Origin of the sequence: Sorangium sp. So ce176 (genome assembly GCF_051519835.1) — a bacterium.
GTDB lineage: Bacteria > Myxococcota_A > Polyangia > Polyangiales > Polyangiaceae > Sorangium > Sorangium cellulosum_G.
The window spans coordinates 9,389,983-9,416,969 of the sequence record NZ_CP150371.1; the positions used below are offsets into that span (position 1 = coordinate 9,389,983).

General features: G+C 73.1%; 20 protein-coding genes. 15 read left to right on the forward strand and 5 right to left on the reverse strand.

The genetic code is table 11. The features are described 5' to 3' along the window. Nucleotides 1–45 precede the first annotated feature (45 nt). Nucleotides 46–1,110: a serine/threonine-protein kinase gene (locus tag WMF42_RS35475; RefSeq protein ID WP_437687478.1), complete on the forward strand. Its 1,065-nt coding sequence runs from the start codon at nucleotides 46–48 to the stop codon at nucleotides 1,108–1,110. Between the two features lie 86 nt (nucleotides 1,111–1,196). Further along, a complete protein-coding gene (locus WMF42_RS35480) occupies nucleotides 1,197–2,849 on the forward strand; it encodes a serine/threonine protein kinase (RefSeq protein ID WP_437687480.1) in 1,653 nt (550 codons plus the stop codon). Between the two features lie 75 nt (nucleotides 2,850–2,924). On the opposite strand, the gene WMF42_RS35485 is transcribed toward WMF42_RS35480, so the two are convergent. After that, complete coding sequence (locus WMF42_RS35485) at nucleotides 2,925–5,168, reverse strand: cyclic nucleotide-binding domain-containing protein (protein WP_437687482.1); 2,244 nt, start codon at nucleotides 5,166–5,168, stop codon at nucleotides 2,925–2,927. A 152-nt stretch (nucleotides 5,169–5,320) separates the two neighbouring features. On the opposite strand from WMF42_RS35485, the gene WMF42_RS35490 reads away from it, so the two are divergent. From WMF42_RS35490 to WMF42_RS35520, 7 genes are all read left to right on the forward strand, one after another. Beyond that, nucleotides 5,321–6,457, forward strand: coding sequence for a hypothetical protein (locus tag WMF42_RS35490; protein ID WP_061609388.1), 1,137 nt, complete (start codon nucleotides 5,321–5,323; stop codon nucleotides 6,455–6,457). A gap of 89 nt (nucleotides 6,458–6,546) precedes the next feature. Next, complete coding sequence (locus tag WMF42_RS35495; RefSeq protein ID WP_061609387.1) at nucleotides 6,547–7,536, forward strand: NAD-dependent epimerase/dehydratase family protein; 990 nt, start codon at nucleotides 6,547–6,549, stop codon at nucleotides 7,534–7,536. 118 nt (nucleotides 7,537–7,654) lie between these two features. Next, nucleotides 7,655–8,515, forward strand: coding sequence for a hypothetical protein (locus tag WMF42_RS35500; RefSeq protein WP_437687485.1), 861 nt, complete (start codon nucleotides 7,655–7,657; stop codon nucleotides 8,513–8,515). Further along, nucleotides 8,512–9,660 carry a peptidase MA family metallohydrolase gene (locus tag WMF42_RS35505; protein WP_437687487.1) on the forward strand — a complete coding sequence of 383 codons (1,149 nt, stop codon included), beginning with the start codon at nucleotides 8,512–8,514 and terminating at the stop codon, nucleotides 9,658–9,660. The genes WMF42_RS35500 and WMF42_RS35505 overlap by 4 nt, the downstream gene beginning before the upstream one ends. Then, the gene (locus WMF42_RS35510) at nucleotides 9,642–10,478 is read left to right on the forward strand and encodes a hypothetical protein (protein WP_061611305.1); all 837 of its coding nucleotides are present in this window, start codon (nucleotides 9,642–9,644) and stop codon (nucleotides 10,476–10,478) included. Before WMF42_RS35505 ends, WMF42_RS35510 begins: the two co-directional genes overlap by 19 nt. 143 nt (nucleotides 10,479–10,621) lie before the next feature. After that, nucleotides 10,622–10,837, forward strand: a complete 216-nt coding sequence (locus tag WMF42_RS35515) for a hypothetical protein (RefSeq protein WP_437687489.1) — start codon at nucleotides 10,622–10,624, stop codon at nucleotides 10,835–10,837. 43 nt (nucleotides 10,838–10,880) lie between these two features. Further along, the gene (locus tag WMF42_RS35520) at nucleotides 10,881–11,672 is read left to right on the forward strand and encodes a coiled-coil domain-containing protein 22 (RefSeq protein WP_233562309.1); all 792 of its coding nucleotides are present in this window, start codon (nucleotides 10,881–10,883) and stop codon (nucleotides 11,670–11,672) included. Between the two features lie 111 nt (nucleotides 11,673–11,783). On the opposite strand, the gene WMF42_RS35525 is transcribed toward WMF42_RS35520, so the two are convergent. After that, on the reverse strand, nucleotides 11,784–12,701 hold the full coding sequence (locus tag WMF42_RS35525) for a zinc metalloprotease (protein ID WP_061611303.1): 918 nt from the start codon (nucleotides 12,699–12,701) through the stop codon (nucleotides 11,784–11,786). Between the two features lie 739 nt (nucleotides 12,702–13,440). Here WMF42_RS35525 and WMF42_RS35530 point away from each other — a divergent pair. Both WMF42_RS35530 and WMF42_RS35535 read left to right on the forward strand, forming a co-directional pair. Next, nucleotides 13,441–13,893, forward strand: coding sequence for a Fur family transcriptional regulator (locus tag WMF42_RS35530; protein WP_061611302.1), 453 nt, complete (start codon nucleotides 13,441–13,443; stop codon nucleotides 13,891–13,893). Nucleotides 13,894–14,074: 181 nt separating this feature from the next. Next, nucleotides 14,075–16,054 carry a permease gene (locus WMF42_RS35535; RefSeq protein WP_437687492.1) on the forward strand — a complete coding sequence of 660 codons (1,980 nt, stop codon included), beginning with the start codon at nucleotides 14,075–14,077 and terminating at the stop codon, nucleotides 16,052–16,054. A gap of 60 nt (nucleotides 16,055–16,114) precedes the next feature. Here the strand turns inward: WMF42_RS35535 and WMF42_RS35540 are convergent, their stop codons facing one another. The 3 genes from WMF42_RS35540 to WMF42_RS35550 form a co-directional block, all read right to left on the reverse strand. Beyond that, nucleotides 16,115–17,197, reverse strand: a complete 1,083-nt coding sequence (locus tag WMF42_RS35540) for a serine/threonine-protein kinase (RefSeq protein WP_061611136.1) — start codon at nucleotides 17,195–17,197, stop codon at nucleotides 16,115–16,117. 346 nt (nucleotides 17,198–17,543) lie between these two features. Beyond that, on the reverse strand, nucleotides 17,544–18,956 hold the full coding sequence (glnA, locus tag WMF42_RS35545; RefSeq protein ID WP_061611135.1) for a type I glutamate--ammonia ligase: 1,413 nt from the start codon (nucleotides 18,954–18,956) through the stop codon (nucleotides 17,544–17,546). A gap of 155 nt (nucleotides 18,957–19,111) precedes the next feature. Beyond that, complete coding sequence (locus WMF42_RS35550; protein ID WP_012239819.1) at nucleotides 19,112–19,450, reverse strand: P-II family nitrogen regulator; 339 nt, start codon at nucleotides 19,448–19,450, stop codon at nucleotides 19,112–19,114. A gap of 634 nt (nucleotides 19,451–20,084) precedes the next feature. Between WMF42_RS35550 and WMF42_RS35555 the strand changes: the two genes are divergently transcribed. The 4 genes from WMF42_RS35555 to WMF42_RS35570 all read left to right on the forward strand — a co-directional run bounded on the left by WMF42_RS35555 (nucleotide 20,085) and on the right by WMF42_RS35570 (nucleotide 26,948). Continuing rightward, the gene (locus WMF42_RS35555) at nucleotides 20,085–22,802 is read left to right on the forward strand and encodes a serine/threonine-protein kinase (RefSeq protein WP_437687495.1); all 2,718 of its coding nucleotides are present in this window, start codon (nucleotides 20,085–20,087) and stop codon (nucleotides 22,800–22,802) included. Nucleotides 22,803–22,806: 4 nt separating this feature from the next. Next, a complete protein-coding gene (locus WMF42_RS35560) occupies nucleotides 22,807–23,382 on the forward strand; it encodes a GNAT family N-acetyltransferase (RefSeq protein ID WP_061611133.1) in 576 nt (191 codons plus the stop codon). A gap of 90 nt (nucleotides 23,383–23,472) precedes the next feature. Then, nucleotides 23,473–25,029 (forward strand): sensor histidine kinase, encoded by a 1,557-nt coding sequence (locus tag WMF42_RS35565; RefSeq protein ID WP_233562241.1) that lies wholly within the window; start codon nucleotides 23,473–23,475, stop codon nucleotides 25,027–25,029. Continuing rightward, on the forward strand, nucleotides 25,026–26,948 hold the full coding sequence (locus tag WMF42_RS35570; protein WP_061611131.1) for a sensor histidine kinase: 1,923 nt from the start codon (nucleotides 25,026–25,028) through the stop codon (nucleotides 26,946–26,948). The genes WMF42_RS35565 and WMF42_RS35570 overlap by 4 nt, the downstream gene beginning before the upstream one ends. The last annotated feature ends 39 nt before the right edge of the window (nucleotides 26,949–26,987 follow it).

Here is a 26,987-nt window from a genome sequence, read left to right on the forward strand (position 1 = left end):
GCGGGCTGGCCGCCGCAGCGCGCTCGGGACAGCGAGGACTTGCCGATGGCCCACGACATCGACGACGTGATCGACGGCCGGTACAAGCTGCTCGAGGTGGTCGGTCGGGGAGGGCACGGCAGCGTCTTTCGCGCCCTCGACCAGCGAACCGGCGCCCACGTCGCCGTCAAGTGCCTCCACCCCGAGTTCGCCAGCGACCCCGGCTTGAAGGCCCGCATGCGGCGCGAGGCAGGCGCCATGGGCGCGCTGGCCGGCACCAGCGCCACGCAGGTCTTCGCCTTCAGCGAGGCGCCCGACGGCACGCTCTACATCGTGATGGAGTTCCTGAAGGGCAGCGATCTCGAGACGACGCTGCGCCGCCTGGAGGCGCGGAACCAGCGGCTCCCGATCGACCGACTCCAGGAGCTGTTCCGTCCGATCCTCGACACCCTCGACGCCGCGCACGCGCGCGGCATCGTCCACCGCGACCTGAAGCCCGCCAACATCTTCGTCCTGGAGGGCGACGCGACGGATCCGTCCTCGTCCTCCCCGGCTCCTCCGGGCGCTGATCCACCGCAGATCCCCGCCGATCGTGCCCGCCCCGCCGGCGCGCCGGCGCGCCTCGCGGACGCCGGCGCGCCGTCCGGCGCCGCGGCGCGCGGCGGCGTGCGGTTGCTCGACTTCGGGCTCGTCAAGGTCATGCAGGCCGACCCCCTCACCCGCGAGGGCGCGATCCCCGGGTCGCCCAGCTACATCGCGCCCGAGGTCTGGAAGGGCCGGCCCCAGGAGATCGACCACCGGATCGACATCTACTCGCTCGGCGCGGTGCTCTTCCGCGTGCTCGCGGGGCGCGTGCCGTTCACCGGCGCGAGCCGGGTCGACATCCTGATCGCCGCCGCCCGCGGCCCCCGGCCGAGCCTGCACGCCTTCCGGCCCGATCTGCCGCCCGAGGTGGACGCCTGGGTGGCCCGGGCGCTCGCGGTCACCCCCGAGGAGCGCTTCCAGGACGTCCGCGCGCTCTGGGCCGCGCTGGTGCCACTCCTCCATCAGCGCGCGCGGGGAGGAGGAGGAGGCGACGGAGCAAGCGACGAGGGCGAAGGCGCCGCCGGGTGCGACGCAGTCCGGCCCTGAGCACGTTCCCCCACCCGAGCGCCTTGCGACGCGGGAAGCCGCTGCGATAGCGTGTTCCTGACCATGTCTGAATCGAGGGCCGCTGGATGAGCACCTCGCCCGGCCTGCTGCAGCCGAACACGCGGTTCCGCGACCGCTATCAGGTCCTGCGCGTCATCAAGGCGGGCGGCATGGGCGCCGTCTACGAGGTGATGGACGACGTCACGGCGACGCGCCGCGCGCTCAAGGTGATGCTGCCCAGCCTCCTCGACAGCGAGGAGCTGCGCGCCCGCTTCGCCCTCGAGGCCCGCATCACCGGCATCATCGAGAGCGACCACATCGTCAGGACCTCGGACGCCGGCGTCGACGACGAGACCGGCACGCCGTTCATCGTCATGGAGCTGCTCCGCGGCGAGGAGCTCGGCAGCCTCGTCAAAAAGCGCGGCGCCCTCCCCGCCGAGGACGTCACGATCTATCTCTTCCAGGCGGCGCTCGCGCTCGACAAGACGCACGCCGCGGGCATCGTCCACCGCGACCTCAAGCCGGACAACCTGTTCGTCACCGTCCGCGACGACGGCTCGCCGTGCATGAAGATCCTCGACTTCGGCATCGCCAAGGTCATCGAGCAGCACCACGCCTCGACGCTGACGCGGCAGATGCTCGGCACGCCCGTGTACATGGCGCCCGAGCAGATCCGGGCCGAGCGCAACATCGGCCCGCGCGTCGACATCTACGCCCTCGGGCAGGTCGCGTACGCGCTCCTCGTCGGCGAGACGTACTGGTCCCAGGAGGCCGAGGTGATCCCGTCGCCTTACCTGCTCGCGTCGGAGCTCCTGCGCGGCGCGACGGAGGCGCCCAGCGCCCGCGCGGCGCGGCGGCGCTCCGCCTCGCTGCCGGAGGCGTTCGACGGGTGGTTCTTCAAGGCGACGGCGCTCAAGGCCGAGGACCGCTTCGAGCGCGCGTCCGTCGCGGTGAGCGCGCTCGCCGACGCGCTCGGGGTCCCGCTGCCGCGGGCGTCGCGCGTCGTGCTGCTGCCGGCCCCGCTGCCGCCCGGCCCTCCCAGCCCGAGCCCTACCGATCCGACGCAGCCCTCGCGGCCCGGCGTGTCGCCGGGCTTCGCCGACATCCCGACCGTCACCGTGCCCGAGCTGGCCAGGACGCCCGAGCCGGGCAGGACGCCCTCCGAGCCGGGCAGGACGCCCTCCGAGCCGGGCAGGACGCCCACGTCGTCGCGCCGCTCCCAGGAGCCGCCGCCGCCCACCTCGAGGCCCCCGGAGACGCGGCCCCGGCCGTCGTCGCTCGAGACGTCCAGCCGGGCGAGCTCCCCCACGGGCGAGCCGTCGAGGAGGTCCGATACCACGTCGCGGCGCGAGCGCGTCTCGCAGCGGCGGTTCCAGATCAGGGCCGATCTGGCGACGGGGATCCTCCACGTGAAGGTCTGGGGGTTCTGGGACGTCGAGGAGGCCAAGGCGTACCTCGACGATTTCCGCCAGAAGGCCTCGGCGCTGCTCCACCTCGGCAAGCCCTGGTACGTGCTCGCGGACATCGCGGATTTTCCGCCGCAGAAGCCGGACGTGAGCCCCTACGTCGGGCAGACCATGGCCTACGCCGTCGAGCACGACATGCGCAGGGCGGCGAACCTCGTGCACAGCGCGCTGTCGAAGATGCAGATCTCCCGCCTGTCGGCCGCCATGGGGCTGCCCGAGTACTCGTTCTTCACGTCGGAGACCGACGCCATCGCGTGGCTCCTGAAGGGCTGAGCGCGCCCCCCGCAGCGCGCCCGCCGAGCCGCGGGAGCGCGGCCGCGCTCGGGGGGCTCGGCGGGCGCGGCGCGCTCAGCCGAGCACGAACCGGCGGATGCGCCCGGCGAGGCTCCGCACCTTCTCCTCGGCCTCGATGTAGCGCTCGGCCGCGTCGCGCAGGTGGGCCTGGCGCGAGGCCATCAGCAGGCTGAGCTCGATCACGAGCTGCGGGCGCGCCTCGATGATCGGCTGCAGCGCCTCCTTCGTGATCTCGTAGAGCACCACCTCGTCGACGGCGCGCACCGTCGCGGTGCGCTCCTCGCCCGTGAGCAGCGCGAACTCGCCGAAGACGGCGCCCTTCTCGAGCGCGGCGACCGTCGAGTCCTGCCCGTCGGGGTGCCGCACCAGGACCTCGACGGCGCCGGAGGCGACAAGGAACATCGACGAGTCCCGCTGCCCCTGCAGCACGATCCGGTCGAGCGGGCCGTACTCGACCCGGCGCGCCTTCGTGGCGAGCTTGCGGAGCTCGCGATCGAGCAGCGGCTTGAACACCGGCGTCCGCCGGAGCAGCGTCACGAGGTCCTCGGCGCTCGCCTCGCGCGGGGCCTGGCTCGGCTCGTCGAGATCGATCGACTGCGCGGCCCCGTAGCCGTCGCGCCGCTGCAGCGCGGCGAGCAGCTGCGCGTTCTTCTCCATGTACGCCTCGAGCAGGCTCGCGTTCCGCGGGATGCACTCGTCGCCCGTGTAGTCCATGAGCTGCCGCTCGGACGCCCACCGGGCGACGTCGTTCATCGACTTCCGGTACTGCCGGCACGCCGCGGGGAAGATGCCGTCCTGATCGCCGAACAGCGCCGTCAGCGCCTCGGGCATGAGGCTGAGCCCGAACAGGCGCACGTCGCCCCGCTGGTGCCAGAGCGCGAACTCGCGCCAGCGCGGGTCGAGGTGCGCGAGCTCCGGGAACGCGAGCGCGCTGTTCTTGAGCACCGCGCGCTCCGCGTCGCGGAACACCCGGTGCCACGTCTCCTGCGCGTTCCACAGGTTGGGCCCGGCGAGCTCGATCGCCCGCTGGAGGTCCGCGTGGTGGGTGTGCAGGAACGCGAGCGTGGCCTTCTGCTTGCGCATCAGGTTCGTCAGGCTCACGGGCCCCGCCGCGAAGAAGCCGGCCGCCCGCGGCGCGATGTGCCGCAGGTCCCAGACCTGCCGCCACGCCGCCACGTCGAGCGCCGCGCGGATGGGCGCGAACGAGGCGCCCTCCTCGAACGCCTCGCGCTCCTCCGGCGAGAGCATGTCCGGGTACTCGTGCTTCACGGCCTCGAAGATGCCGAGGCACGTGAGCAGCTCGAGGTAGAGCCCCACCCGCAGCAGCCAGCGGGGGTCGGGCAGGTTGCGCCGGTGCTGCTCGAGGTCCTGGTGGATGGCGCGGAGGTACAGCAGGGCCTTGTCCATGCCGATCGTCAGCACCGGGAACCACGGGTGGTAGCCAACGTGGAGCTCGTCGATCCCGAGCGCGCGCTGCTGGACCTCCGTGTCCGCCTTGACGAGCCGGTCGAGCAGGCGCGTGTAGAGCGAGCCGAAGCGGCCGGTGTCGAAGATCTCGACGTCCGTCGACTCGGAGCAGACGGTCCTGCCCGCCTCGCTGAGCCGGATCTCGACCCGGAGCTGCTGCCGGAACAGGCTCGCGAACGTGAAGGGATCGGCGCCGTCCGGGATGCGCTCGCGGAACGACGCGGGCAGGTCGAGCCAGTGGTAGCCGCCGCCGGTCTCCTCGCCGGGCGGGTGCGGCATGAGCTGCTTCGCCGGCGCGATCGTGGCGACGTAGACCGTCTGGTGGAACGAGTTCCAGGGGGCGGGCTCGAGCATCGGGACGGGGTAGGACGACGTCGAGACGATCTGGGGGCTGAGCGGCAGGTCGAGGATGCCGGGCACCGGGCACGGCTCTCCGTCGCCGGGGCTCGCGGGGAGGAACCACGCCGACAGGGTCACCTCGAACGGCCGCTCGAACGGGGCGACGAACGCGTAGAGGTCGCGCAGGCGGTAGAGCAGCCACACCTCGTCGCCGAGCTCCGCCGGGTCGCCCGACGTGTTGATGCAGCCGACGCGCTCGCTGCACCCGTGCCCCGGGTAGAGCGCCTCGTCGACGGGCCGCTTGCCGGGCTCGAACGGGATGAGCTCCAGCGACGGCGAGAGCTCGGCCGACTCTTCCTCCGGGCTCTGGCGCGCCTCGAGCTGGCGCAGGTACTGGCGGACCCGGGCGAGCTTGTCCTCCCAGTCCATGCCATCGACGCGGCTCATCAGCAGCCGCTTGAACTGCCTCTGGAACTCCTTCGGGGTCATCATGCTGCGTCCACCTGATTTGCCGGGCGCCGGACAGCCGCCCTCCGCGGGAGCTTACCGGCTCCGCGGGCGCCGCGTTCCCCGATCAGCGCCGGGCCAGGGGCCGCGCGAGCCCCTTGCGGCGCCGCGTCCCGGAAGGTACGGGCTTGCCCCCTATGGCTATCGAGCTCCGCGAGCTTAGGAACGGCGACAGGAAGGTCCTCAAAGACTTCCTGAACGTGGTCGACACGATCTACGAGGGTGAGCCCAACTATATCCGCCCGCTCGACCTGGACATCGCCGATCGGCTCGACAGGAAGAAGAACCCGTTCTTCGAGCACGCCGAGGGGACGGCGTGGGTGGCGTACAAGGACGGCCGGCCCGCGGGCCGGATCACGGCGCAGGTCGATCACGAGCACCTGAGACACCACCGCGACGAGACAGGCCTGTTCGGTTTCCTCGACACGATCGACGACCCCGAGACGGCGCAGGCGCTGCTCGCCGAGGCCGCGGGCTGGCTGCGCGCGCGCGGGATGAAGCGCATGCGGGGCCCTTACTCGCTCTCGATCAACGAGGAGATCGGCTGTCTCGTCGAGGGCTTCGATCGCCCGCCGGTGATCATGTTGCCCTACCACCTGCCGCACCAGGGCCGGCTCATCGAGCAGGCGGGGCTCGAGAAGGTGAAGGACCTCTACGGGTGGCGCTACGAGGTCGGCGACATCCCCGTGCGGGCGCAGCGGGCGCACGCCGAGGTCCTGGCGATGCCGGAGGTGCACACGCGCTGCGGCGACCCGAAGAACCTGCTCCGCGACATCCGCATCATCATGGACGTCTTCAACGACGCCTGGAGCGACAACTGGGGCTTCGTCCCGATGACGGAGAAGGAGCTCGTCAAGTGGGCGAAGGACGTGCGGCTCATCCTCATGCCCGAGCTGACGAAGCTCACGTTCATCGACGGCGAGCCGGCCGCCGTCTCGGTCGGGCTGCCCGATCTCAACGAGCTGATCCAGGGTTTGCACGGCAAGCTCCTCCCGACCGGCGTCCTCAAGCTGCTGTGGCGGCTGCGCGTGCGCGGCCCGAAGAGCGGGCGCCTCGTCGTGCTCGGCATCCGCAAGAAGTGGCGCCACGCGCGGCGCTACGCCGGGCTCAGCGCGTTCCTCTACGTCGAGATGAACCGGGCGGCGCACCTGCTCGGCATGAAGGGCGGCGAGCTCGGGTGGACGCTGGAGGACAACGCCGCCATCAACGCGGGCATCCGGCTGATGGGCGGCCGGGTCTACAAGAAGTACCGGATCTACGAGCGGGCGCTCTGATCGATGTGGTCGCGCGCGTTCGACGCGAGCGCGCCCACGTCGATAGAGCGCGGCCGTCGCCGCGGGGAGCTGGAGGAGGGAGCGGATCGATGAAGGTGCTTGTCACGGGCGCGAGCGGGTTCCTCGGCTCGCACGTCGCCGAGCAGCTCGTGCAGAAGGGGCACGGCGTCGTCGCCCTGGTGCGGCGCTCGTCGAGCACGAAGTTCCTGTCGTCGCTGCGCGGCGTCGAGCTCGCGTACGGCGCCATCGAGGACGCGGAGAGCGTCCGCCGCGCGGTGGTCGACGCGGGCGTCGACGCGATCGTGCACTCGGCCGGGCTCGTCAAGGCGCGCGACGAGGCGGAGTTCTTCCGGGTCAACGTCGGCGGCACGCGGAACATGCTCGACGCGGCGAAGGCGGCGCCATCCATGAAGCGCTTCGTGTTCGTCTCGAGCCTCGCCGCCATCGGCCCGAGCCTCGACGGCCGCCCCGTCGCCCCCGACGCGCGCCCGGCCCCGGTGACGCGCTACGGGCGCTCGAAGCTCGAGGCGGAGCGGCTGGTCCTCGCCGAGAAGGACGCGTTGCCGGTGGTCGTCCTGCGCCCCCCGATGATCTACGGCCCGCGCGATCAGGAGTCGTTCGCGTTCTTCCAGAGCGTCGCGCGCCGCTTCCTCCCGATGCTCGGCGACGGCAAGAACACGCTGAGCGTCATCTACGCCTCCGACGCGGCCGCCGCGTGCATCCGGGCGCTCGAGAGCGACGTGCCGAGCGGCCGGGCGTATTTCATCGACGACGGCCGCGTCTACGTGTGGCGCGACATGCTGGCGGACGTGGAGTCGGCGATCGGCGCGCGGGCGTTCGTCCGGGTCGGCGTGCCCTTCTCCCTCATGCGCGGCGCCGCGCTCGCGAGCGAGGGGATGAGCCGCCTCACCGGCAAGCCCGTGATGCTCACGCGCGACAAGCTGAACGAGCTCTCCGCGTCGCACTGGGTATGCGACGCCGGCGAGGCGCGCCGCGAGCTCGGCTGGGAGCCTCAGGTGAGCTGGGCCGAGGGGACGCGCCGCGCGGTCGCCTGGTACCGCGAGCACGGCTGGCTCTGACGTGGCGCACGTGGCGCCGCGCCGCGCGCCGTTTGACGCTCGCCCGCGGCCTCCGTACCGTAACCGCATGTCCCGCTGTACGTCGGCAGCTCCGGCCCTCGTCGCGGTAGCGCTCGGCTTGACGTCCGCGCCCGCGCAGGCCGAAGCGCCGCCCCGCGGCGGCGACGGCGCGGCGGACGCCCCGCGCGCGGGCGGCGACGCCGCGGCGGACGCCCCGCGCGTGGGCGGCGACGCGCCCCGATCGGCGCTGCGCGGCGCCGTCGTGGTGGCGGTGGACGACGCGAGCGTCGAGGCGGCTCGCTCGCTCGCTCGCTCGATCTACCGCGACCCCGCGCTTCGCCCGCCCGTCGACGAGGCGTCGGCGCAGGCGCTCGCCGGCGAACCCCCGGCGCCGGACGCGCCGGCCGCCGTGAAGGAGCTCGCGGTGGTGCGTCGTTCCGCCGGGCGCGCCGAGTCCGAGCCGGTCGCGCGCCGGCTGCTCGCGTCGCTGGGCGCGGACGCCGGCGCGGCGCTCGTCGTGGCGGTGACCACGGCGCAGGGCCACCCCGTCGCGCGCGTGCTCCGCGTCGCCGGGGCGAGCTACGCGCCGCTCGAGCTCGGCGCGACGGTCCAGCGGACGGAGGAAGGCGCGACCGCCGCTGCAACATTCGACTGGCCGGGCGCGGCCGCGGCCGTCCGCGCGCTGCTCGCCGGCGACGAGCGTGACCGAGGCGCCGCGGCTCGCCCGGCGGCGCCGCCCGCGCCCGCGGCGGCGCGCAGCGGGCCCCTCCGCGATGACCCGCGCGCGGGCGTCGATCTGACGTCGAAGGCCGCGGCCGGCGACCAGGGCTCGTCCGGGCGGCGCTCGGTGTGGAGCTCGCCCTGGTTCTGGGGGCCGCTCGCAGGCGTCGCCGTGACGGGCATCGCGGTGCTGGTGCTCGCTCAGACGGGGGGCGACGACGGCGGCACGGTTCACCTCCGCGGTCGGATCGCGCCATGACGTGCCCCACCCGGCGCAGCCCGGCGGCGTTGAGCCACAGGCTCGCGGCGCTCCTGTGCGTCGCGATCGCCGCCGCGCCCGGGCCCGCCGGCGCCGCGCCCCGCATCTACGACGCGCCCGCCGCGTCGCTCGACGGCAAGGCCGCGCTCGCCGTCCCGCCGCCCCCGCCGGAGTACCACACCGAGGATCTCGGCTGGATCGAGTTCGCTTACCGCCCGTCGACCCGCGATCGCGTCCGCCCCCTGATCGTCCATGCCGGCGCCATCCGCGCCGAGCTCAGCGCCCTGCTCGGCCGCCCGGCGCTGGTCGCCCCCGTGAAGGTCCGGATCGCCGCGGTCCCCGCCGAGCTCGACAACCTCGTCCCCGGGGGGCTCGCGGGCCCGGCGACCGCCGCGTCGTTCGGCGCGCTGCGGCTCGCTGTCCTGAGCGCCTCCCCGCGGCCGGGCGTCGACGCGCCCGATCTCGAGAGCGCCTTCCGCCACGAGATCGCGCACCTCGCCCTCGACGAGGTCACCGGCGGCGCCCCGCTCCCGCGCTGGTTCCATGAGGGGTTCGCCGTCCATGCGGCGGGCGAGCGCGCCGCGCGCCGCGCGCAGCGGCTCTCCGTCGCCGCGCTCCGCGGGCACCTCCTCCCGCTCGACGACCTGGAGGCGAGCCTCGCGGGCGCCGCGGATCCCGCCGCGTCGGTGGCCCACGCGCAGTCGGCCGACGTCCTCCGCTTCCTCATCGAGGGCGAGCGGCGGCCGAGCTTCACGCGCGCCCTCGACGCGGTGCGCGCCGGCGCGCCGCTCGCGGACGCGCTCGAGGTCGCCTACGCCTCGACCCGCCACGACCTCGAGCTCGCCTGGCGCGACGACGTCGCGCGCCGCTACGGGTTCCTCCCGGTGCTGGCCGGCTCGCTGCTCTTGCTCGGGCTGATCGTCGTGGGCGCGCTCGGCATGCAGCGGCTCCGCGTCCGCAAACCGGCGGCGCCTCCCGCGCCGCACCGGCGGCTCCGCGCGGCGCCGGAGACGCGCCACCGGCCCGCGCGCGCGTCCACGGCCCAGCTCGTGGCCACCCTGGGCGCGCGGCACCGCGGCGAGGCGGACGGCGACATGGGCGTCCCGAAGGTGGAGCACAACGGCCAGTGGCACACGCTCCACTGAACGCGGCCGAGGGCGGCGGTCCCCCGCCCGATCGCGCGCGGCAGCAGCGCCGCCTCATCGATCTCGCGCTCGGCGCCGCCTGGCTCGTCGGCCTCGCCGCGGCCTTGCAGCTCCTCTCCGCGCTCCTCGGGTCGAGCCCGCTCGCCGCGGCGCTCGCGGGCGCCGTCGTCGCCGACCTCGTCGCGGTGCGGGCCGGCGTGCAGTGGACCGATCCGCTCGAGCGGGAGGCCCCGGGCCACCGCGCGCGCCTGGCCCGCCGCGTCGGCCTCGGCGCCGCCCTCGGCGCGCTCGCCGTTGTGCTCACGCTCGGCGCCTCCCTCGCCTCCGGCTGGGCGACAGTCGAGGCCGGCGCGCCGTCGTTGAGCTTCGCCTTCGCCCTGGCGCGCGCGGTCGCGCTCGCCGTCCGCGACGAGCTCCTGCTCTCGGGCATCCCGCTCGCCACCGCGGCGCGCGCCGGGCTCTCGAGCCGCTGGGCGGTGGCCTTCTCCGCCCTCGCCCACGGCGCCGCGCTCGGGCTCGCCCCGGGCGCGACAGCGTCGAGCTTCGCCCTCGCCGCCGCGCTCGGCGCGCTCACCGCGGCGCTGTTCCGCCACTGTCGCGGCGCGTTCGCCGCGGTCGCTGCCCACGCGAGCTTCACCGCGCTCGCGGGCGCGGGCCTGCGCGGCTCCCTGCTCGACGTCACGTGGGTCGACGGCGCGCTCGCCGCCGGCACCCGCGCCTTTGGCCCCCCGGCCTGGCTCGCCGCGGCGGTGCTCGCGATCCTCGCCGCGCTCGTCCTCCGCGCCGGCGCGCCGCGTCCCGATCGACCCGCGCCCTGAGCGTCGCCGCCCGCGCACGGCCGCCTCGCGCCTCCCTCACCTTCCCACCTTCCCCGCCGCCCCGGCGTCCGGTGAACGTCGCGTCGTCGCGAGGCGCGGCGGCGTCGCGTTGACAGCCGCGGGCCGCGCCCCCGGGAGATGCCGTGTTCATCGCGTCGGCCATTGCGGCCGAATCGACGCCTCGATTCCGCGCGCGACGCGTCGACGTCCTCGGGTTCGGCACCGGCATTTCACAGCGCCGCGCGAGCAAGGGCCTCGCCGCGCAGATCGCGGTGCGACGCGCGCCAACGTCCCACAGCGCCTCACCCCCCGGACACGGCTATGTCATATTCCAGCGCACCGCGTCAAATCGACGTTGACGCATTGCCTTCGAGGCATCAACGATCGGGCATGCATTGGGAAATGATCCGTCAGATTGCGCCGGTGGCGCTGCTCGTCGTCACCTCGACGGGCTGCGGCATGGCGACGATGGTGGACACGAACACGCGCTCCATCCAGGCGACCACGGAGGAGATGCGGCGCATGCGCGCGACGATCGAGGAGTCGAATGCGACGCTGCGAGAATCGCAGCAGGGCATCGAGCGCCTCGCCGAGCTGCGCCAGCCGATGGAGAAGGTCGCCGAGATGCAGGCGGCGATGGATCGGCTCGCCGAGCTCAAGGGGTCGATGGACGCGATGCAGCAGAGCCTGCGCGAGACAGCGAGCCTCGAGCGGTCGATGGATCGGCTGAGCGAGATGAAGGCGACGATCGCCGCGATGAACGAGAGCCTCGCGGGCATCCGGGGTCCGCTCGCCGACGTGGCGGCCCTGAACGCCCCGATGCGCGACGTGGCGGCCCTGAACGCCCCGATGCGCGACGTCGCCGGGCTGAAGCAGCCGATGGAGCAGGTCGCGACGCTGCGCGAGCCGATGCAGGAGGTGAGCAAGCTGTCGGCGCCGATGGAGGAGGTGAGCCGGCTCGGGGGCGACGCCTCGCGCCAGACCGGCCTCGTCGCCCTCGGCCTGCTCGGATGGGGCCTCGTGACGTTCCTCGGCGTGTACTTCGGCGTGCAGGCCGGCACCCGCCGCCAGCAGCGCCTCGCGCAGGGCGACGGGGACGCGGGCGATGCCCCTGCGGCCCCGGCCAAGCCCGTGCCCCGCATCCTCGGCTCGAGCCAGAGCTTCGAGCGCCGCGCGCAGGTCAAGTCGACGTGATCGATCGCTGACGACGCCCGCGCCCGCTGGCGAGCGGCGGAGCCCTCCACCGCCCGCCGGCCGGCTGCGATCTCCGGTTCCGGTCAGCCGCCCACCCCCGTCGGTCACCCCTCAACGATACGCGTCCCACTGCGCCGACATGCGATCGGCCTGCCCCCCGGTGAACGCATCCATGCAGAAGTCGTCGGTGTAATCCATGTAGTTCTGGATGGGGTCGGCCCCGCTGGTATTGCAGGTGTCCCGGCCGGTCGGGCAACCGTACGCGGGCGACTTCTCGGCCGCCGTGTCGGCGACCATGTCCCCCTTCGTCGCGTCCCTCGCGCAGCCACCCTGGAACGTGTGGTAGAGGCCGAGCCAGTGACCGACCTCGTGCGTCGCCGTATCTCCCTCGTTGTACGGCGCCGCCCTGCCGCCGGGCAGCGAGGAGTGGAGCACGACGACGCCGTCGCTCTTCGGGCTCCTCGCGTAGTCACTGGGGAACGTGGCCCAGCCGAGTAGACCGTTGCCCGGGTTGGCCGTGTAGAGATTGAGGTGGTCGGGACCACCCTGGCGGAGCGCATTCTTGGCGTTCCGCTCGGCCGTGGAGCCCTGCCCCATCGTGTACCAGGTCGCGTTCGTGGTCCGGTCGACCGAGGCCAGGTCGAAGCTGAAGCGGGTGCTCGCGTAAGCGGCGTTGAGCACATCGATCTGCTCCGCGATCATGGCGTCAGTCACGTCGCCGTTCGAGGTGCCCGCCCCCTTGTTGATGACGTGGAAGTGCACGGGGATCACGACCGACGCGCCCGCGGTGAACCCGGCCGGCACCCGGCTGCGGACGAACAGCTCGACCTCCTCCTTTTCCATGTCGCTCAGCTCGACGGTCCCGCAGCTGCGCCGCAGGGGAGCCGGGGCCGCCTCCACCTGCTCGGGATCGACATCGGCGACGGCCGGCGCTTCCTCCGCGGGGGTCGAGGGGTCGCCGTTGCACGCGGCGCTCAGGCCAGCGATCACGACTAAGGCAAGTACCTCCGCACACGTCCGAGCTCGCATGGACATTCTCCTTGGTTCAGGCCCCGCAAAGGAAGCAGGAATATATATCCACCGTGACAATCGGTTCAATTCCAAAAGACCGATTCCGCTCAAGACGACAAGGTGAGATTCCACGTCTTGGTCGTCTTGCGCCTTCCGTCGAACGCCGGCTGCATCTGCGGGCGCGCGAGCGCGATGACGCGGCGCAATGACGTGTGCGGCGCGGAGACTGTTGCTGCTCCAACATGGAGCGATCGCTCCATAATGGAGCACGCGAGCCTCGGATTTCGATCGAGCGGCCCTCGACTCGATTCCACGCGGCGATCGCGGGTCGACCGTTCCGCCTGTTCCATGTTTCAGCGTCTCATCCCCGACGCTCCTCATGGATCTCCCCCAGGTTTCCGGGACGATTCCTGATGAGTCCGTGCGCAACGCATCCGCCTGGCTTGTGGAGTTCAAGCCACGCTCGAATGAGGGCGCACTCGGTTGCCCAACTCGCCATCTGCCACCTTCTCACTGTGGGCCCTGCTCCTCCTCTCCTCGGGTCGCGCGGGGGCCGCGCAGCGCAAGCCGGCCCCGGGTCGGTGCGCGAGATCGACCTCGCGCCCGCCCGGCAACCGCGCGACGGCGTCCCCGCCGCGGGCGGCGAGGCCACGGCAAGCCTGGCGGCGCTCGAGCGCTCTCCCTCGTGCCGGCGCGCGTCCGGCGAGCTCCGTGCATCCTGATTGCAGTACCGTCCGGGCGACGGTAGATGTCCCGCATGGCGCGTTCGAAAGCAGGTCAGTCCGCGGAGCAGCTCCGCGAGCAGATCAGGGCGACCGGCCTGCGAGCCACCTCACCGCGGATCGCCGTGCTGCAGAGCCTCTGCCGCTCGCGGACGCCCGTCAGCCACGCGGAGCTCGCGGCCGAGCTCGCTCCGAAGGGCTGGGATCGCGCCACCATCTACCGGAACCTCATCGATCTGACCAACGCGGGGCTCGTGCGCCGCACCGACATGGGCGACCACCTCTGGCGGTTCGAGCTGCGCGAGGGCACCGGCGAGCACGCGACGGGCGAGCACCCGCACTTCATGTGCGACACATGCGGTGATGTGCTCTGCCTCCCCGACGAGAGCATCGAGATCAAGCCGGCGCGCGGCGCGCCCCGCGCCCTGCGCCGCAAGGGTCTGCAGATCCAGATCAAGGGCCGCTGCGACCGGTGCGTGCAGCCCTGAGCCGCGCGCAGCCCTGAGCCGCGGCGCGGTCTGAGCCGCGGCGTGCCCTGAGCCGCCGGCCGACCCGGAGCCGCCTGAAAAAGTGCCGCCGGGCGGGAGGCACGGCCGTCCCTGCATCTCGATTGCAGGTTCAACTTGATGTTGATCGTGGTCGGGCGCTCGGGCATAGGCTCCCGCGCCCATGCTCGCGCTCGTCGTCGTCCTGTCGCTCGCCGGCCTCGCCGCCGGGCCGCTCCTCGTGGCGCTCGGCCGGAGCCGGACGCTGCCGACGTCGGCGCTCGACGGGCTGACGCTCGGCCTCGTCCCCGCCCTGGTCCTCTCGCGTCACCTGCCGCACGCCGTCGAGGAGATCGGGGCGCAGGCGGTCCTCTGGGCGGCGCTCGGCTACGCGGCGCTCTGGCTCACGGAGCACCGGCGGCGCGGCGCGGGCGAGGTGGTGGGGCGGGAGGTCGCGTTCTCGGCGCTCGCCGTGCACGGGCTGCTGGACGGCGCCGGGCTCGCGCTGGCCGCGGCCGCCGCTGACGGCGGCGCGGACGGCGCGCTCTTCGCTGTCGCCGTCCTCGTGCACCGGCTCCCGGAGGGGCTGTCGCTCGCCGCGCGCTTCCTGCCCGCCTGGGGATGGCGGCAGCTCGCCGTGCGCCTCGGGCTCCTCGGGTCGCTCACGCTGCTCGGCGCCCTGCTCGGCCAGCGCCTCATGGAAAGCCTCCCGCACGGGTCGTTCGAGGTGTTCATCGCCTTCGGCCTCGGCGTCCTCCTCCGGATCGTGGTCCACACGCACGACGCCCCGCCGCGGAGCCGGACGGCGCGGACGGCGAGCGCCGTCGCCTTCGCCTCCGGGCTCTGCGTCGCGCTCGCGCTGCCCAGCCCGGAGAGCTTCCTCGCGCACGCCCACCCGACCGAGCTGTCGATCGCCGAGTCGCTCGGCCCGCTGTTCGTCGAGACCGCGCCCGCCGTGCTCGCCGGGCTCGCCGCCGCGGGGCTCGCGCGCGCGTACCTCCCCCGTCTCCTCGCCGGATTCCCACGATCGCCGCGCGACGGCGCCGCGCTGTCCCAGGCCGCCCGAGGCGCGGCGCTCGGGCTGCCGCTCCCCGCCGGCTCGCGCGGCGTCTCGGCGCTGCTGCGGCGGCTCCTGCTCGCGGGCGCTCCGGTCGCCGCGATCGTCGCGTTCACCCTCGGCGCGTCGGAGATCGACGTGGGCAGCGCGCTGCTCTCGCTGCGGCTGCTCGGCCTGCCGCTCACCGCCGCGCGCCTCGCGGGCAGCGCGCTCCTCGCCGTGCTGGTCGCGCTCCTCGTCGCCAGGGTGGCCGGCGCCTCGGGCTCCGTCGCCGGGGCGTCTGCCGCGCCCGGATCCGCCGCCGGCACGGCCAGCGCGCCCGCCTCGATCGCGGCGCCGCGGGCCGGCGAGCCGCCTGCCGTCGCCGCCGCGCCGCCAGCGACGCGGCTCCGCGCCGCCGTCGCCGAGGCCGTCGGGCCGGCGCTCGACCAGGTGGCCGCCTGGTACCTCGTGGGCCTCGTGCTCGCCGCCGTCCTCGAGGCGACGATCGAGCCGGCCGCCGCGCGCGCGCTCGGCGCGCCGGCCGACGTCGTGGTGAGCGCGCTCGCCGCCGTGGTCGTCCACGTGTGCGCGCAGGGCGCGACGGCGCTCGCCGCGGTGATGATCCACAAGGGGCTCTCGATCGGCGCGGCGCTCGCGTTCCTCCTGGCGGGGCCCGCGACCAACGTCGCGGTGCTCGCCGTGCTGAAGCGCTCGCTGGGCGGGCGCGCCACCGCCGTGCTCGCGATCGCCAGCGTCGCTCTCGCCGTCGTGGTCGGCCTCGCCGCGAACGCGCTCGTCCCCGGCGCGTCGGTCCCGGAGCTCCACGCGCTCGCGGCGCACGAGCACGGGGCCGTCGAGTGGGTCTGCGCGGCGGCGCTCGGCGCGCTCCTGCTCGCGAGCTTCACGCGGCTCGGGCCGCGCGCGTGGTTCGGCCACATGAGCGGCCATGGCGACGCCCCCGCGCCGGCGGAGGCGGCGCCGCACACGCCTTCGTGCGCCGCGCACGCGCCGGCGGAGGCGGCGCCGCACACGCCTTCGTGCGCCGCGCACGCGCGCCCGCTCGACGCGCCGGCCGATCACGTCGACAGCACCCCCGTCCCGCACGCCAGCGCGCCGCGCGCCTGACGCAGAGGTCCCCCGGAGCCTCGTCCCGGCAGGCGCCGCGCGCCCTGCGGCGGCCGTCGCTCAGCGGATCCAGTACCTGCCGACCAGCACGAGGACCATCGCCCAGAACACCACCGCGAGGCCCGCCGCGACGAGCATGGCCGGCGGCAGCCGCCTCCCGTGCTGCACGAGGCGGCCGAGCGTTCCGACCGACCCGCCGCGCAGCCCGACGCTCTCCGGCGCGAGGCGGAGCTTGTCGCCGAGGCCCACGTCCGAGGCGCGCCGCCCCTTCTGCCCCCGGAATCGCGCCGCGCGCAGCTCGCGCAGCACGGCCTCGAGCTCCTTCGCGAGCGCGCCCGCCGAGGCGATCCGGGCGTCGCGCTCGCGCTCGAGGCAGGCGTCGACGATGTGGCAGAGGCGCGGCGGCAGCCCCGGCCGGCGCGAGGCGATCGGATCGCAGTCCTTGCTCAGGATGCGCACCATCAGCGCGTTGTAGTTCGACGCCTGGTGCGGGAGCGTCCCGGTCAGCGCCTCGTACATGACGATGCCGAGCGACCAGAGGTCGGCGCGGCCGTCGAGATCATCGCGCCCCGCGGCCTGCTCCGGCGACATGTACGCCGGCGATCCGACGACGCAGCCCGTGTGGGTCAGCGCGAAGTTGTGCTCCTTCTCGAGCACCTTGCTGATCCCGAAGTCGAGGATCTTCCCCACGAGCTCGCCCAGGTGGTTGCGATGCACGTAGATGTTGGCGGGCTTCAGGTCGCGGTGGATGATCCCCTGCTGATGGGCCATGTCGAGCGCCCGCGCGAGGCCGATGAAGAGCTCGACGAGCGTCTCCGGCTCGATGGTGCCCTCGCGCCGCAGCCACTCGTCGAGCCCCTCGCCGACGAGCAGCTCGAACACGAGGAACGGCGAGCCGTCCTCGGCCTGACCGAGATCGAGGATCTCGACGATGCTGGGGCTGCGCACGCGCCCGCTCGCCTTCGCCTCGTTGAAGAAGCGCTGGAGCGCGACGGCGTCCTCGGCCACCTCGGGGCGCATCACCTTGAGCGCCACGTCGCGATCGATGAGCTCGTTCTTCGCGGCCCACACCGACCCGCTGGCGCCTCGGCCCAGGATCTTCACGAGCCGGTAGCGAGACTGGATGAGATCGCCGGGGTTCACTGCTGCGCCGAGGTGTCTCTGGGGGAGCGGGGGAGAGGATGCCTTACCCCCGCTCCACGTCTGCGACGGGGCGGAGGATACCCCGGCGCACCGGCGAGCGGTATCGCGCGGCGTCATCTCCAGCAGGAAGCAAAAGTTCGCGAGCGGGGGAAGCGACATCGCGCCTCCCCTCCTCCGCGCCGCTGGAGCCAGCGCGCGCGAAGCGCTCGAGTTCGCGGTGCGCCGGCGCCTCCCGGCGCCACGCGCGCTTCACGCGCTCGAGGGTGAGGGGTGAAGGAGACGGGGCGCAAGGGTCACAGCGCAATTTTCTCGTGCGCTGGACCCCGCGCCGCTCGGGTGGGGTCGCTCAGACGTCGTAGTAGAGGAAGAACTCGTGCGGGACCGGGCGGAGCCGGATCGCGTCGACCTCGCGCTCGCGCTTGTAGTCGATCCAGGTCTTGAGGATGTCGCGGGTGAAGACGTCGCCGCGGAGCAGGAACTCGTGGTCGCGCTCGAGGGAGGTGAGCGCATCGTCGAGCGAGCCCGGCATGTGCGGCACTTCCTTCAGCTCCTCGGGCGAGAGCGCGTAGATGTCCTTGTCGAGCGGGTCGCCCGGGTCGATCCGGTTCTGGACGCCGTCGAGGCCGGCCATCATCATGGCGGCGAAGGCGAGGTACGGATTGCAGGTCGCGTCCGGGAAGCGGACCTCGATGCGGCGCCCCTTCGGGCTGTTGCCGGGGGCCAGCGGGATGCGGATCGACGCCGAGCGGTTGCGGCTCGAGTACGCGAGGTTCACGGGCGCCTCGTAGCCCGGGACGAGCCGGCGGTAGCTGTTCGTCGTCGGGTTGGTGAGCGCGGCGAGCGCCTTCGCGTGCTTCAGGATGCCGCCGATGTACCAGAGGCCCGTGTCCGAGAGGCCCGCGTAGCCGTCGCCGGCGAAGAGCGGCTTGCCCTCCTTCCAGAGCGACTGGTGGCAGTGCATGCCGCTGCCGTTGTCGCCGAAGACCGGCTTCGGCATGAACGTCACCGACTTGCCGTGCTTGCGGCCGACGTTCTTGATGACGTACTTGAACCACATCAGGTTGTCGGCCATCGACGTCAGCGTCGAGAACTTGATGCCGATCTCACACTGGCCCGCCGACGCGACCTCGTGGTGGCCGACCTCGACCGCGATGCCGGTCTCGATGAGCGTCGACATCATGTCCGCGCGCAGGTCGCCGAGCGTGTCGGTCGGCGCGACGGGGAAGTACCCCTCCTTCTGCCGGATCTTGTGCCCGAGGTTCACGCCGGCCTTGCCAGAGTTCCAGGACGCCTCCTCGCTGTCGATCTCGTAGAAGGCGCCGCGCGGCGAGCTCTCGTAGCGGACCGAGTCGAAGACGAAGAACTCGGCCTCGGGCCCGAAGTAGGTCGTGTCCGCGATGCCGCTCGCGCGCAGGTGGTTCTCGGCCTTCTGCGCGATGTAGCGCGGGTCGCGGCCGTAGGGCTGGCCGGTCACCGGGTCGCTGATCTTGCAGACCATGCTGAGCGTCTTCTGGGCGTGGAAGGGATCGAGCTTCGCCGTCGACGCGTCGGGCGTCATCAGCATGTCGCTCGCGTTGATCGGCTGCCATCCGCGCACCGACGAGCCGTCGAAGCCGATCCCCTCCTCGAAGATGTCCTCGTTCAGGCGGGACACCGGGATCGTCGTGTGCTGCCAGATGCCGGGCAGGTCGATGAACTTGAGATCGACAAATTTAACGTCGTTTTCCTTCGCAAACGCGACGACATCTTTCGGCTTCATGATTCTTCTTCTACCTCGCTGACTCGCTGCTCTCGCTGGATGTGATTCGAAGACGCGCGGGCTCGTGCTCGCTGCTGCTCTCTGACTTCTGTTTGCTCGGCTCTCGAGCCTGTGACCCGCCGTGAATGCCCTGTGACGCTCTGCCCGCGGCTCGCCTAGATGGCGTCCTCGCCGCGCTCACCCGTGCGGATCCGCACGGCCTCCTCGACGGGGACGACGAAGATCTTGCCGTCGCCGATCCGGCCCGTCTTGGCGCTCTTCTCGATGGCGTCGATCACGTCGCTGACCATGCTGTCCGGCACGACGATGTCGACCTTCACCTTCGGGACGAAGTCGACGACATACGCCGACCCCCGATAGACTTCCTTCTTGCCGCCGGTCCGACCGAAGCCCTTTACCTCGGTCACCGTCATGCCCTGAATCCCGACCTCGGCGAGGGCGTCCTTGACCTCGTCGAGCTTGAACGGCTTGATGATCGCCTCGACCTTTTTCATTGCGCATGCCTGTGGTGACCGGGTAACCGTCGGGGTAAAAAACCCGCACGCTCACCCGAAAAGCCCCGCCGGAGCAGAGCCAGTAAAGGGTGGACGCCTCCGCCGGCGGCCTCCCGTCGATGTGCCGGGCACCGCCCGGCTCCGATCCGTGACGGGGTCCGCCCGGTCCACCGGGCATTGCCCCGCCGCTGTCAATGACTCAGGGACCCGTCCGACAGAGCCGGATCGGCGACCCCTCGCCCCGGGCGCTGGCGCAGCGTCCGGAGGTCCACGCTGATGTACCCAAGCTCATGTTTCCGGAATGTTTCGCGCACTGGGCGTGCGTGAGAAAAGTGGTTCCGGCATCTGAAAAGCGGAGCCAGCTTACTTTTTTCGGGACGCCGGACGGGGGGTGGAGCCCCCGCTCCCCGGACGTGCCGGGGGTGGGGCTCGCTTTGACCACCCCCACCTACCCCACGGGCCCCGGTGGATGGGCCCGTTCTGCCGGTTCTTCCTCGTACGGAAGAGCCTGTTTCCCGGCTCCTCGAGGGGGTCGCGCCGCCCTGGCTGACGACCACGGCGCGCTTGCCTTGTCCTGGTGACGCGGCTCGAATAGTCTGCGCTGGCGAATCCAGTCGCGGGACAGCCCTGCCTGATGGCTTTGCCGAACAAAGCGAAGATCCCGGTAGGCACGGTCCTCGCCGGAAAATACCGCATCACACGCGAGATCGGGCGCGGCGGCATGGCTGCCGTGTACGAGGCCGAGCACATCGACATCGGCAAGCGGGTGGCGATCAAGGTGCTCGCCCAGGAGCTGACGACCTCGGCGGTCGTGGTCGAGCGCTTCCTCCGCGAGGCCCGGGCCGCAGCGTCGATCCGCAGCCCGTTCATCTGCGACGTCTACGACTCCGGCAAGCTCGACGACGGGCGGCCCTTCCTGGTGCTCGAGCTCCTCGAAGGCGAGTCGCTGTACGAGCGCATGACCGTGGTCAGGTACCTCGACCCCGAGACCACCGTCGCGGTGATGTCGCAGGTCTGCCGGGGGCTCACCAAGGCGCACGCGGCCTCGATCGTCCACCGCGACCTCAAGCCGGAGAACATCTTCCTCACGAAGGACGAGGAGGGCCGGCTCTGCGCGAAGATCCTCGATTTCGGCCTCGCGAAGTTCTACGCGCCGGTCGACGGGGGCGACGCGCAGGCGCGCCTCACGCGCGAGGGCGCGGTCTTCGGGACGCCGGCGTACATGAGCCCGGAGCAGGTGCGCGGCCAGGGCGCTGTCGATCACCGCGCGGATCTCTGGGCGCTCGGCTGCATCACCTACGAGTGCCTCACCGGCCGCACCGTCTGGCAGACCGAGCAGGGCGTCGCGATGACGTTCGCGCAGATCGCGAACGCGCCGCTGCCGCAGCCCGCGGCGCTCCGTCCGGACCTGCCGCCGAGCTTCACCGCGTGGTTCGAGAAGGCGCTCGACCGCGCGATCGACAGGCGCTTCCAGACCGCGAAGGAGTTCGCCGACGAGCTGTCGGTCGCGCTCGGCGTCGCGCAGCCGCGCGGCGCGGAGCCGTCGCAGGCGGGGTTCCTGCCCACGAACAGCGAGCCGCCGGCCGACGTGACGTTCGACCCACCGGGCGTCGTCCGTGTGACCCCCAACGAGGCGCGGCGGACCGTGCCCTCGGGCCCGGCGGAGCGCGGGGGAGATCCGCTCGGCGCGCTCGATCTCTCCGGCGCGCCGGGCGCGGCGATGGCCGGGCGCATGAGCCAGGGCGTGGGGCAGCAGATCTCGTTCTCCGGCGGCTCGGGCGACGCGTCGCTCCCCGACGGGCTCTCGCAGCGATCGCCGCCGAGGCGCGGCGGCGCCGGCCGCGCGCTCGTCCTCTTCGGCGTGCTCGCGCTCGCCGCGGGCGGCGCGTACGCCGGCTACCGCCAGTTCCTCAAGCCGACGGCCCTGCCGCCGGTCTCGTCGAGCTCCGCGGCGCCGTCGTCGCCCAGCGCGCCGTCGTCCTCCGCGGTCCCCAACGTGCCGGCGCGCGCCGAGGCCCCGGTCGAGCAGCCCGGCCTGCCCTGGCCGCCGCTCGTCGCGCAGGCGCAGGAGTCGATCGCCGCGGGCGATCTCAAGGCCGCGCTCAGGCAGCTGAAGGACGCCCAGGAGAAGGGCAACCACCCCGTGCCGCGGACGCTGATCGAGCACGTGCAAGTCGCCCTGAAGGACGCGAGCGGCAAGGCACCTTGCCAGCTCACCGGCCTCGTCAGGCCGCGCACGCACGATCTCGTGCGCGAGGGCGGCCGCGCCATCGGGGCCAGCCGGCCCTCGATCGCGCTCGGGCCGCGCGGCGCGGTGGTCACCTGGACCGACTCGCACGAGGGCACCGAGCACGCCTACACGGCGGCGCTGGACAGCGCGATGCGCCCGTCGTCGCCGGCGCTCGACGTGACGCCCGAGGGCCGCGCCATCGGCCGCCCCGAGCTCACCTCCGCCGGCGAGCGGCTGGTGCTCACGTACTGGGACGGCAAGGGGCCGGAGGCCGGCGTGCAGGTGCGCTGGCTCGACGGCGACGGCCGGATCGACGGCCCCGCGATGATGGTCGCCCGCTTCCCCCGCGGCGGGAACTCGTGGCCCTCGCTCGCGCGCGCCGCCGAGGGGTTCGTGATCGCGTGGTCGGACGACGGCGACAACGCCTCCTCCGAGGACCTCTTCCTGCGCCGCCTCTCGCCGAACCTCGATCCGGTCGGCGAGGTCATCCGGCTGACGGACGTCACCCCGACGGGCCCCTCGAAGCCGCGCGTCCGCTTCCCGTCCGTCGCGGTGATGAGCGACGTGATGCACCTCGCCTTCCGCTTCGATCGCGAGCCGATGCGCATCATCCAGTACATGCGCCTCCCGCTCACGAGCCTCGACAAGGGGCTCCCGCCGGCCAGCCCCGGCAAGCGCGCCGACCGCGCGCTCGGCGAGCTGTCGCTCGTGAACAGCGACCGTGCGCGCAGCGACAGCCCGTCGCTCGCGTGCGGCGCGGGGAGCTGCTTCGTCGTCTGGCACGGCGAGCCGCCGATCGGGGGCGCCTCCGCCGCCTACATCGATCCCGCGAAGGGCCAGCCGCTCTGGCGCAAGCGGTTCTCGAAGACCGGCGGTCGCCCGGCGGTGGCGATCGCGCCGACCGGCCAGGCTCAGCTCGTCTGGTTCGAGCAGGGCCGCCTCCTCACCGCGTCGATGAACCGCGACGGCATCGGCCCACCCACGAAATTCGCCCGCGTCAGCGGCGACCAGCCGGCGCCCTCGATCAGCCCCGGCGCGAGGCCCGGAGAATGGTATGTCGCCTGGCTTGACTACGAGGCGGGTCATCTCGAGCCGTACGCCGCTCGCATCCAGTGCCGGTGACCCCATGCTCATCCTCCCACCTCGAAGCGAGGTCCGCGCCCGTCCGATCGAGACCGAGCGGCTGATCCTCGTGCCGATCGACCCGTCCGACGGCCCCGAGCTCTGGCTCGCGGTCAGCGGCTCGCGCGCGATCCTCCAGCGCTGGCTGCCGTGGGTGCAGTTCCACACCGACCCGGCCGCGAGCGTCCGCTTCGCCGAGGCGTGCGCCGCCGACTGGGATCACGGCAGGGCGCTGCGCTTCGTCATCCGCGAGCGCGCGCATCGCTCGCTCGCCGGCGTGGTCGGGCTCGAGGCGTGCGTGCACCTGCACCGCTCCTGCGAGCTCGGGTACTGGCTGCGCAAGGAGGCGACCGGACGCGGGCTCATGACCGAGGCGGCGACGGCGGCGCTCGGGTTCGCGTTCAACCACATGGGCGCACACCGGGTCCGGGTCGCGGCCGCGACGGACAACCACGCTTCGCTCGCTGTCATCGGCCGGCTCGGCTTCCGCTTCGAGGGCATCGCCCGGCAGGCCGAGTGGTGCGACGGCCGCTGGCTCGATCACTCCGTCTTCGCGCTCCTGGCGACCGATCCCAGGTGAGCGGCGCCCGTCCCGGGCGTTGGATGCCGCGCGGGGCGCGGGATGCCCCACGTGCGCCGGGCGAAGCGCGCTAGCATCGCACCCTTCGCCGTGGCCCGTCGTCGCCTCATCCGCTGGCCCCGCGGCACGATGCCGCTGGTGCCGCTCGCGCCCGCGATCGTGATCGCCGTGGGGATCGCCACGGCGGTGGCGATCGCGGTGATCGGCATCCGCCAGCTCGCGAGCATGAGCGATCAGGCCGCGAGCCTGCGCGCGGAGGTGCTGTCCGCGACGCTCGTGGCGCGGCTCCGCGGCACGCCGGAGGGCGAGCGGGCGGAGTTCCTGGGGCTGGCCGCGCGGCGGGCGACGTCGGAGATCCTGCTCGTCGAGCAGAGCGGTCAGGTGCTTGTCAACGAGAGCTTCGGCGCGCCGGCCAAGGCCGACATCTTCCAGATGCTCACCCAGGGCAAGGGCGAGACGACGACCTCGCTCGGCCGCGTGCGGTTCGCGGCGCGCCCGCTGCACCCGCCGCTCTCCAACCTGTCGGTGATCACGTTCGTCTCGGCGCCGAGCCCGCCGCCCCACTCGATCGCCCTCGGCAACGCCGTCGCGGCGCTCACGACGCTGCTGCTCGGCGTCGCGGTCGCGGTCGCGCTCTCCTTCACCAAGGCGGCGCGCGACGACGTCGACTACCTGCGCGAGCGCATCACCGCGATGGCGCGCGGCCATGGCCCGGGCGCGTCGAACGCGGACGTGATCCCGGTCCAGCCCGTGCCGATCAGGTCGCTCGACCAGGTCGGCCTGCTGACGGCGGCGTTCAACCTGCTGATCACCCGCTTCGCCGCGGCGGAGCGCACCTACCGGGCGGATCTCCAGCAGGCGTCCGCGATGGACCGCGAGCGCTCGGCGTTCCTCGCGGGGCTGAGCCACGAGCTGCGCACGCCCCTCAACGCCATCCTCGGTTTCGCGCACGTCCTCGAGAGCGAGGTCGACGGGCCGCTCAGCCAGGACGCGCGCGAGGCGCTCTCCGTCATCCGGCAGAGCGGCGAGCACCTGCGCACGCTCATCGACGACATCCTCGATCTCTCGGCGCTCGAGACGGGCAAGCTGCAGCTCTCCCGCCGCGCCGTGAACCTGCGCGCCCTCGTCGATCAGGTGATGCGGGAGGCGTCCGCGGCGGCCCGCGACAAGCCCGTCCAGCTCCGCGTCACCGGCGACCACGGCCTGCTCGCGCACGCCGACCCCCGCAGGGTGCGGCAGATCCTGACGAACCTCGTCTCGAACGCCGTCAAGTTCACGGCGCGCGGCTCGGTGACGGTCCACATCGCGGGGCGCGGCCGCTACGCGGCCATCGTCGTCCAGGACACGGGCCCCGGCATCCCGCCGGAGGAGACGTCGGCCGTGTTCGAGGAGTACCGGCAGACGGGCGACGTGCGCTCGCGCCGGGCGGGGACGGGGCTCGGGCTCTCGATCGCGCGGCGCCTCGTGCTGATGCACGGCGGGACGATCCAGCTCGAGAGCGAGCTCGGGCGGGGCTCGACCTTCACGATCACGCTGCCGATCTGGCTGGATCCCAACCGCGCGCCCTCGCTGGCCCAGCCCGCGCCCGACGCGTCGCCGCCGCCGGGCGAGGCCGGCGGCGGCCGTCCAGGGGGGAGGATCGCGTGACCGAGGAGCGCATCAGGAACGACGCGATCCACTTCGCGCGGCGCGTGCTCGTCCGTCAGGCGCTCGTCGGCGTCGCCGCCTTCGGGGCGATCGCGGCGCTCGCGCCGAAGCTGCTCATCCTGGAGCAGGGCGTCGCGACGAGCGTGCTCTCGGTCGGCGCCAAGATCGCCCTCGCCGCGATCGGCGCGACCACCTTGCTGACCCTGCTCCGGCTGCGCACCCACCGGAACCTGCTGCGCTCGCTCATGATCGGCGCGCGCGACATCGATCACGAGGAGCTCGAGCGCTTCGCCGAGCTGCCGCCGTCGCTGGCGGTGCGCTTCGTGCTGGCGAGCTCGACGATCTCGAGCCTCATGATGATCCCGGGGATCAGGCCGGAGAAGCTCGACGACGGCCGCGCGGTCAGCCTGCTCATCCTCGCGATCACGATCCTCAGCGCCTCCGCGATCCCGCACTACGTGCTGACGCGCGCCACGACGTTCAGCCTCTTCGAGATCAGCCCGGCCGAGGCGATCGGCGCCCTGCTGGAGACGGCCGAGCTGTACCAGACGCCGCGCCGGCGGGTCACCTACAAGCTGCTCCTGTCCGTCGCCGCGCCGGTGCTGCTCGTCGGCGTCGGGGCGGTGCTCATCGCGAACGCGCACCTCCAGACGTTCATCGAGCGGAGCCGCCGCGCCACCGCGGCGCTCGTCGCGCGCACGGCGCTCGACCCGGCGCTCGGGGCCATCGAGGAGGCCGGTCGCAACGACGTCGTGGCCGCCGCCGCGGAGTTCGGGTTCCTCGCGCGCGTGGAGCAGGACTGCGGGGACGCGGAGCCCTCCTTCGGCCGCGAGGCCGACGGGCAGATCGCGGTGATCACGCCGCTCGACAAGGGCGGGTGCGTCAACATCCGGTTCTCCGCGGACCTCGAGCCCTCCGCCGCGATCCTGGGCGCGCTCGTCGCGTTGCTCGCGGTGCTCGTCGCCGGCGCGCTCGGCAACCTCTTCGGCCGCGTGCTCGCGGCCGATCTCGTGCACGCCACGAAGCAGGTGCGCCTGCTCGGGACGGACAGCGTGCTCCGCGGTGCCACGCAGATCGCGCGCCCCGCCCGGTTCGCCGTCGTCGCCCGGCTCGGGCACGCGATCGAGGATCTCGCCGAGCGCTTCCGCGTCTTCGCCGCGGCCCAGGAGCGCGCGCTCGAGGCCCGCGAGGCCGCGCAGCGCATGCGCGGCCTCCTGTTCGCGAGCGTGAGCCACGACCTCAAGAGCCCGCTGAACGCGATCCTCGGGTTCGCTGATCTCGTGGGCCAGGAGGATCTGACCGACGCGCAGCGCGAGAGCCTGGAGCTCATCTCGACGCGCGGCCGGGAGCTCCTTGGCCTCATCGAGTCGATCCTCGACGCCGCCCGCGTCGAGGCCGGGCAGCTCACGCTCGAGCCGCAGCCGACGTCCGTCGGCTCGCTCATCGCGGGCGCGATCCGCAAGGCGCGCGAGCTCGCGAGCGACGCCGACGGAGAGGTCGTCGTGGAGGTCGGCGACACGCTGCCGCTGATCCCTGTCGATCAGGCGTACGCGACGCGGGCGCTCGCGGTCATCGTGGCGCACGCGCTCAGGACCGGCGCGGCCGACCCGTCCGCGCGCCTCGTGCGCCTCACCGCGACGATGGCCGGTGAGTTCAACAGCGAGGTCCGCATCGACGTCGAGTACGGCAGCCGCGACGTGCCGCCGGAGGAGCTGGAGGCCCTGTTCAGCCGGCAGACCACGGCGCGCGGGCGCGGCCTGACGCTCGGCCTCAGCCACGCGCGCTCGGTCATCGAGCTCCACGGCGGCTCGCTCGAGGTGGACGGCGCCCCCGACGGCCGCCCGCTCTGCCGCGCCCGCCTGCCGCGCGTCCCGCCCCCGCGGCGCCCCCGCCTGTCGTCGGTCCCCGCGCTCGGCTGACCCCGCCCGCGGCCGCGGAAACGGCGCGCCGCCGCCGCG

Excerpts from the sequence above, each read along its gene's own strand:
- WMF42_RS35475 (WP_437687478.1), top strand. The coding sequence starts at position 46 with ATGGCCCACGACATCGACGACGTGATCGACGGCCGGTACAAGCTGCTC.
- WMF42_RS35480 (WP_437687480.1), top strand. The coding sequence starts at position 1,197 with ATGAGCACCTCGCCCGGCCTGCTGCAGCCGAACACGCGGTTCCGCGAC.
- WMF42_RS35485 (WP_437687482.1), bottom strand. The coding sequence starts at position 5,168 with ATGATGACCCCGAAGGAGTTCCAGAGGCAGTTCAAGCGGCTGCTGATG.
- WMF42_RS35490 (WP_061609388.1), top strand. The coding sequence starts at position 5,321 with ATGGCTATCGAGCTCCGCGAGCTTAGGAACGGCGACAGGAAGGTCCTC.
- WMF42_RS35495 (WP_061609387.1), top strand. The coding sequence starts at position 6,547 with ATGAAGGTGCTTGTCACGGGCGCGAGCGGGTTCCTCGGCTCGCACGTC.
- WMF42_RS35505 (WP_437687487.1), top strand. The coding sequence starts at position 8,512 with ATGACGTGCCCCACCCGGCGCAGCCCGGCGGCGTTGAGCCACAGGCTC.
- WMF42_RS35520 (WP_233562309.1), top strand. The coding sequence starts at position 10,881 with ATGATCCGTCAGATTGCGCCGGTGGCGCTGCTCGTCGTCACCTCGACG.
- WMF42_RS35525 (WP_061611303.1), bottom strand. The coding sequence starts at position 12,701 with ATGCGAGCTCGGACGTGTGCGGAGGTACTTGCCTTAGTCGTGATCGCT.
- WMF42_RS35530 (WP_061611302.1), top strand. The coding sequence starts at position 13,441 with ATGGCGCGTTCGAAAGCAGGTCAGTCCGCGGAGCAGCTCCGCGAGCAG.
- WMF42_RS35535 (WP_437687492.1), top strand. The coding sequence starts at position 14,075 with ATGCTCGCGCTCGTCGTCGTCCTGTCGCTCGCCGGCCTCGCCGCCGGG.
- glnA (WP_061611135.1), bottom strand. The coding sequence starts at position 18,956 with ATGAAGCCGAAAGATGTCGTCGCGTTTGCGAAGGAAAACGACGTTAAA.
- WMF42_RS35550 (WP_012239819.1), bottom strand. The coding sequence starts at position 19,450 with ATGAAAAAGGTCGAGGCGATCATCAAGCCGTTCAAGCTCGACGAGGTC.
- WMF42_RS35555 (WP_437687495.1), top strand. The coding sequence starts at position 20,085 with ATGGCTTTGCCGAACAAAGCGAAGATCCCGGTAGGCACGGTCCTCGCC.
- WMF42_RS35560 (WP_061611133.1), top strand. The coding sequence starts at position 22,807 with ATGCTCATCCTCCCACCTCGAAGCGAGGTCCGCGCCCGTCCGATCGAG.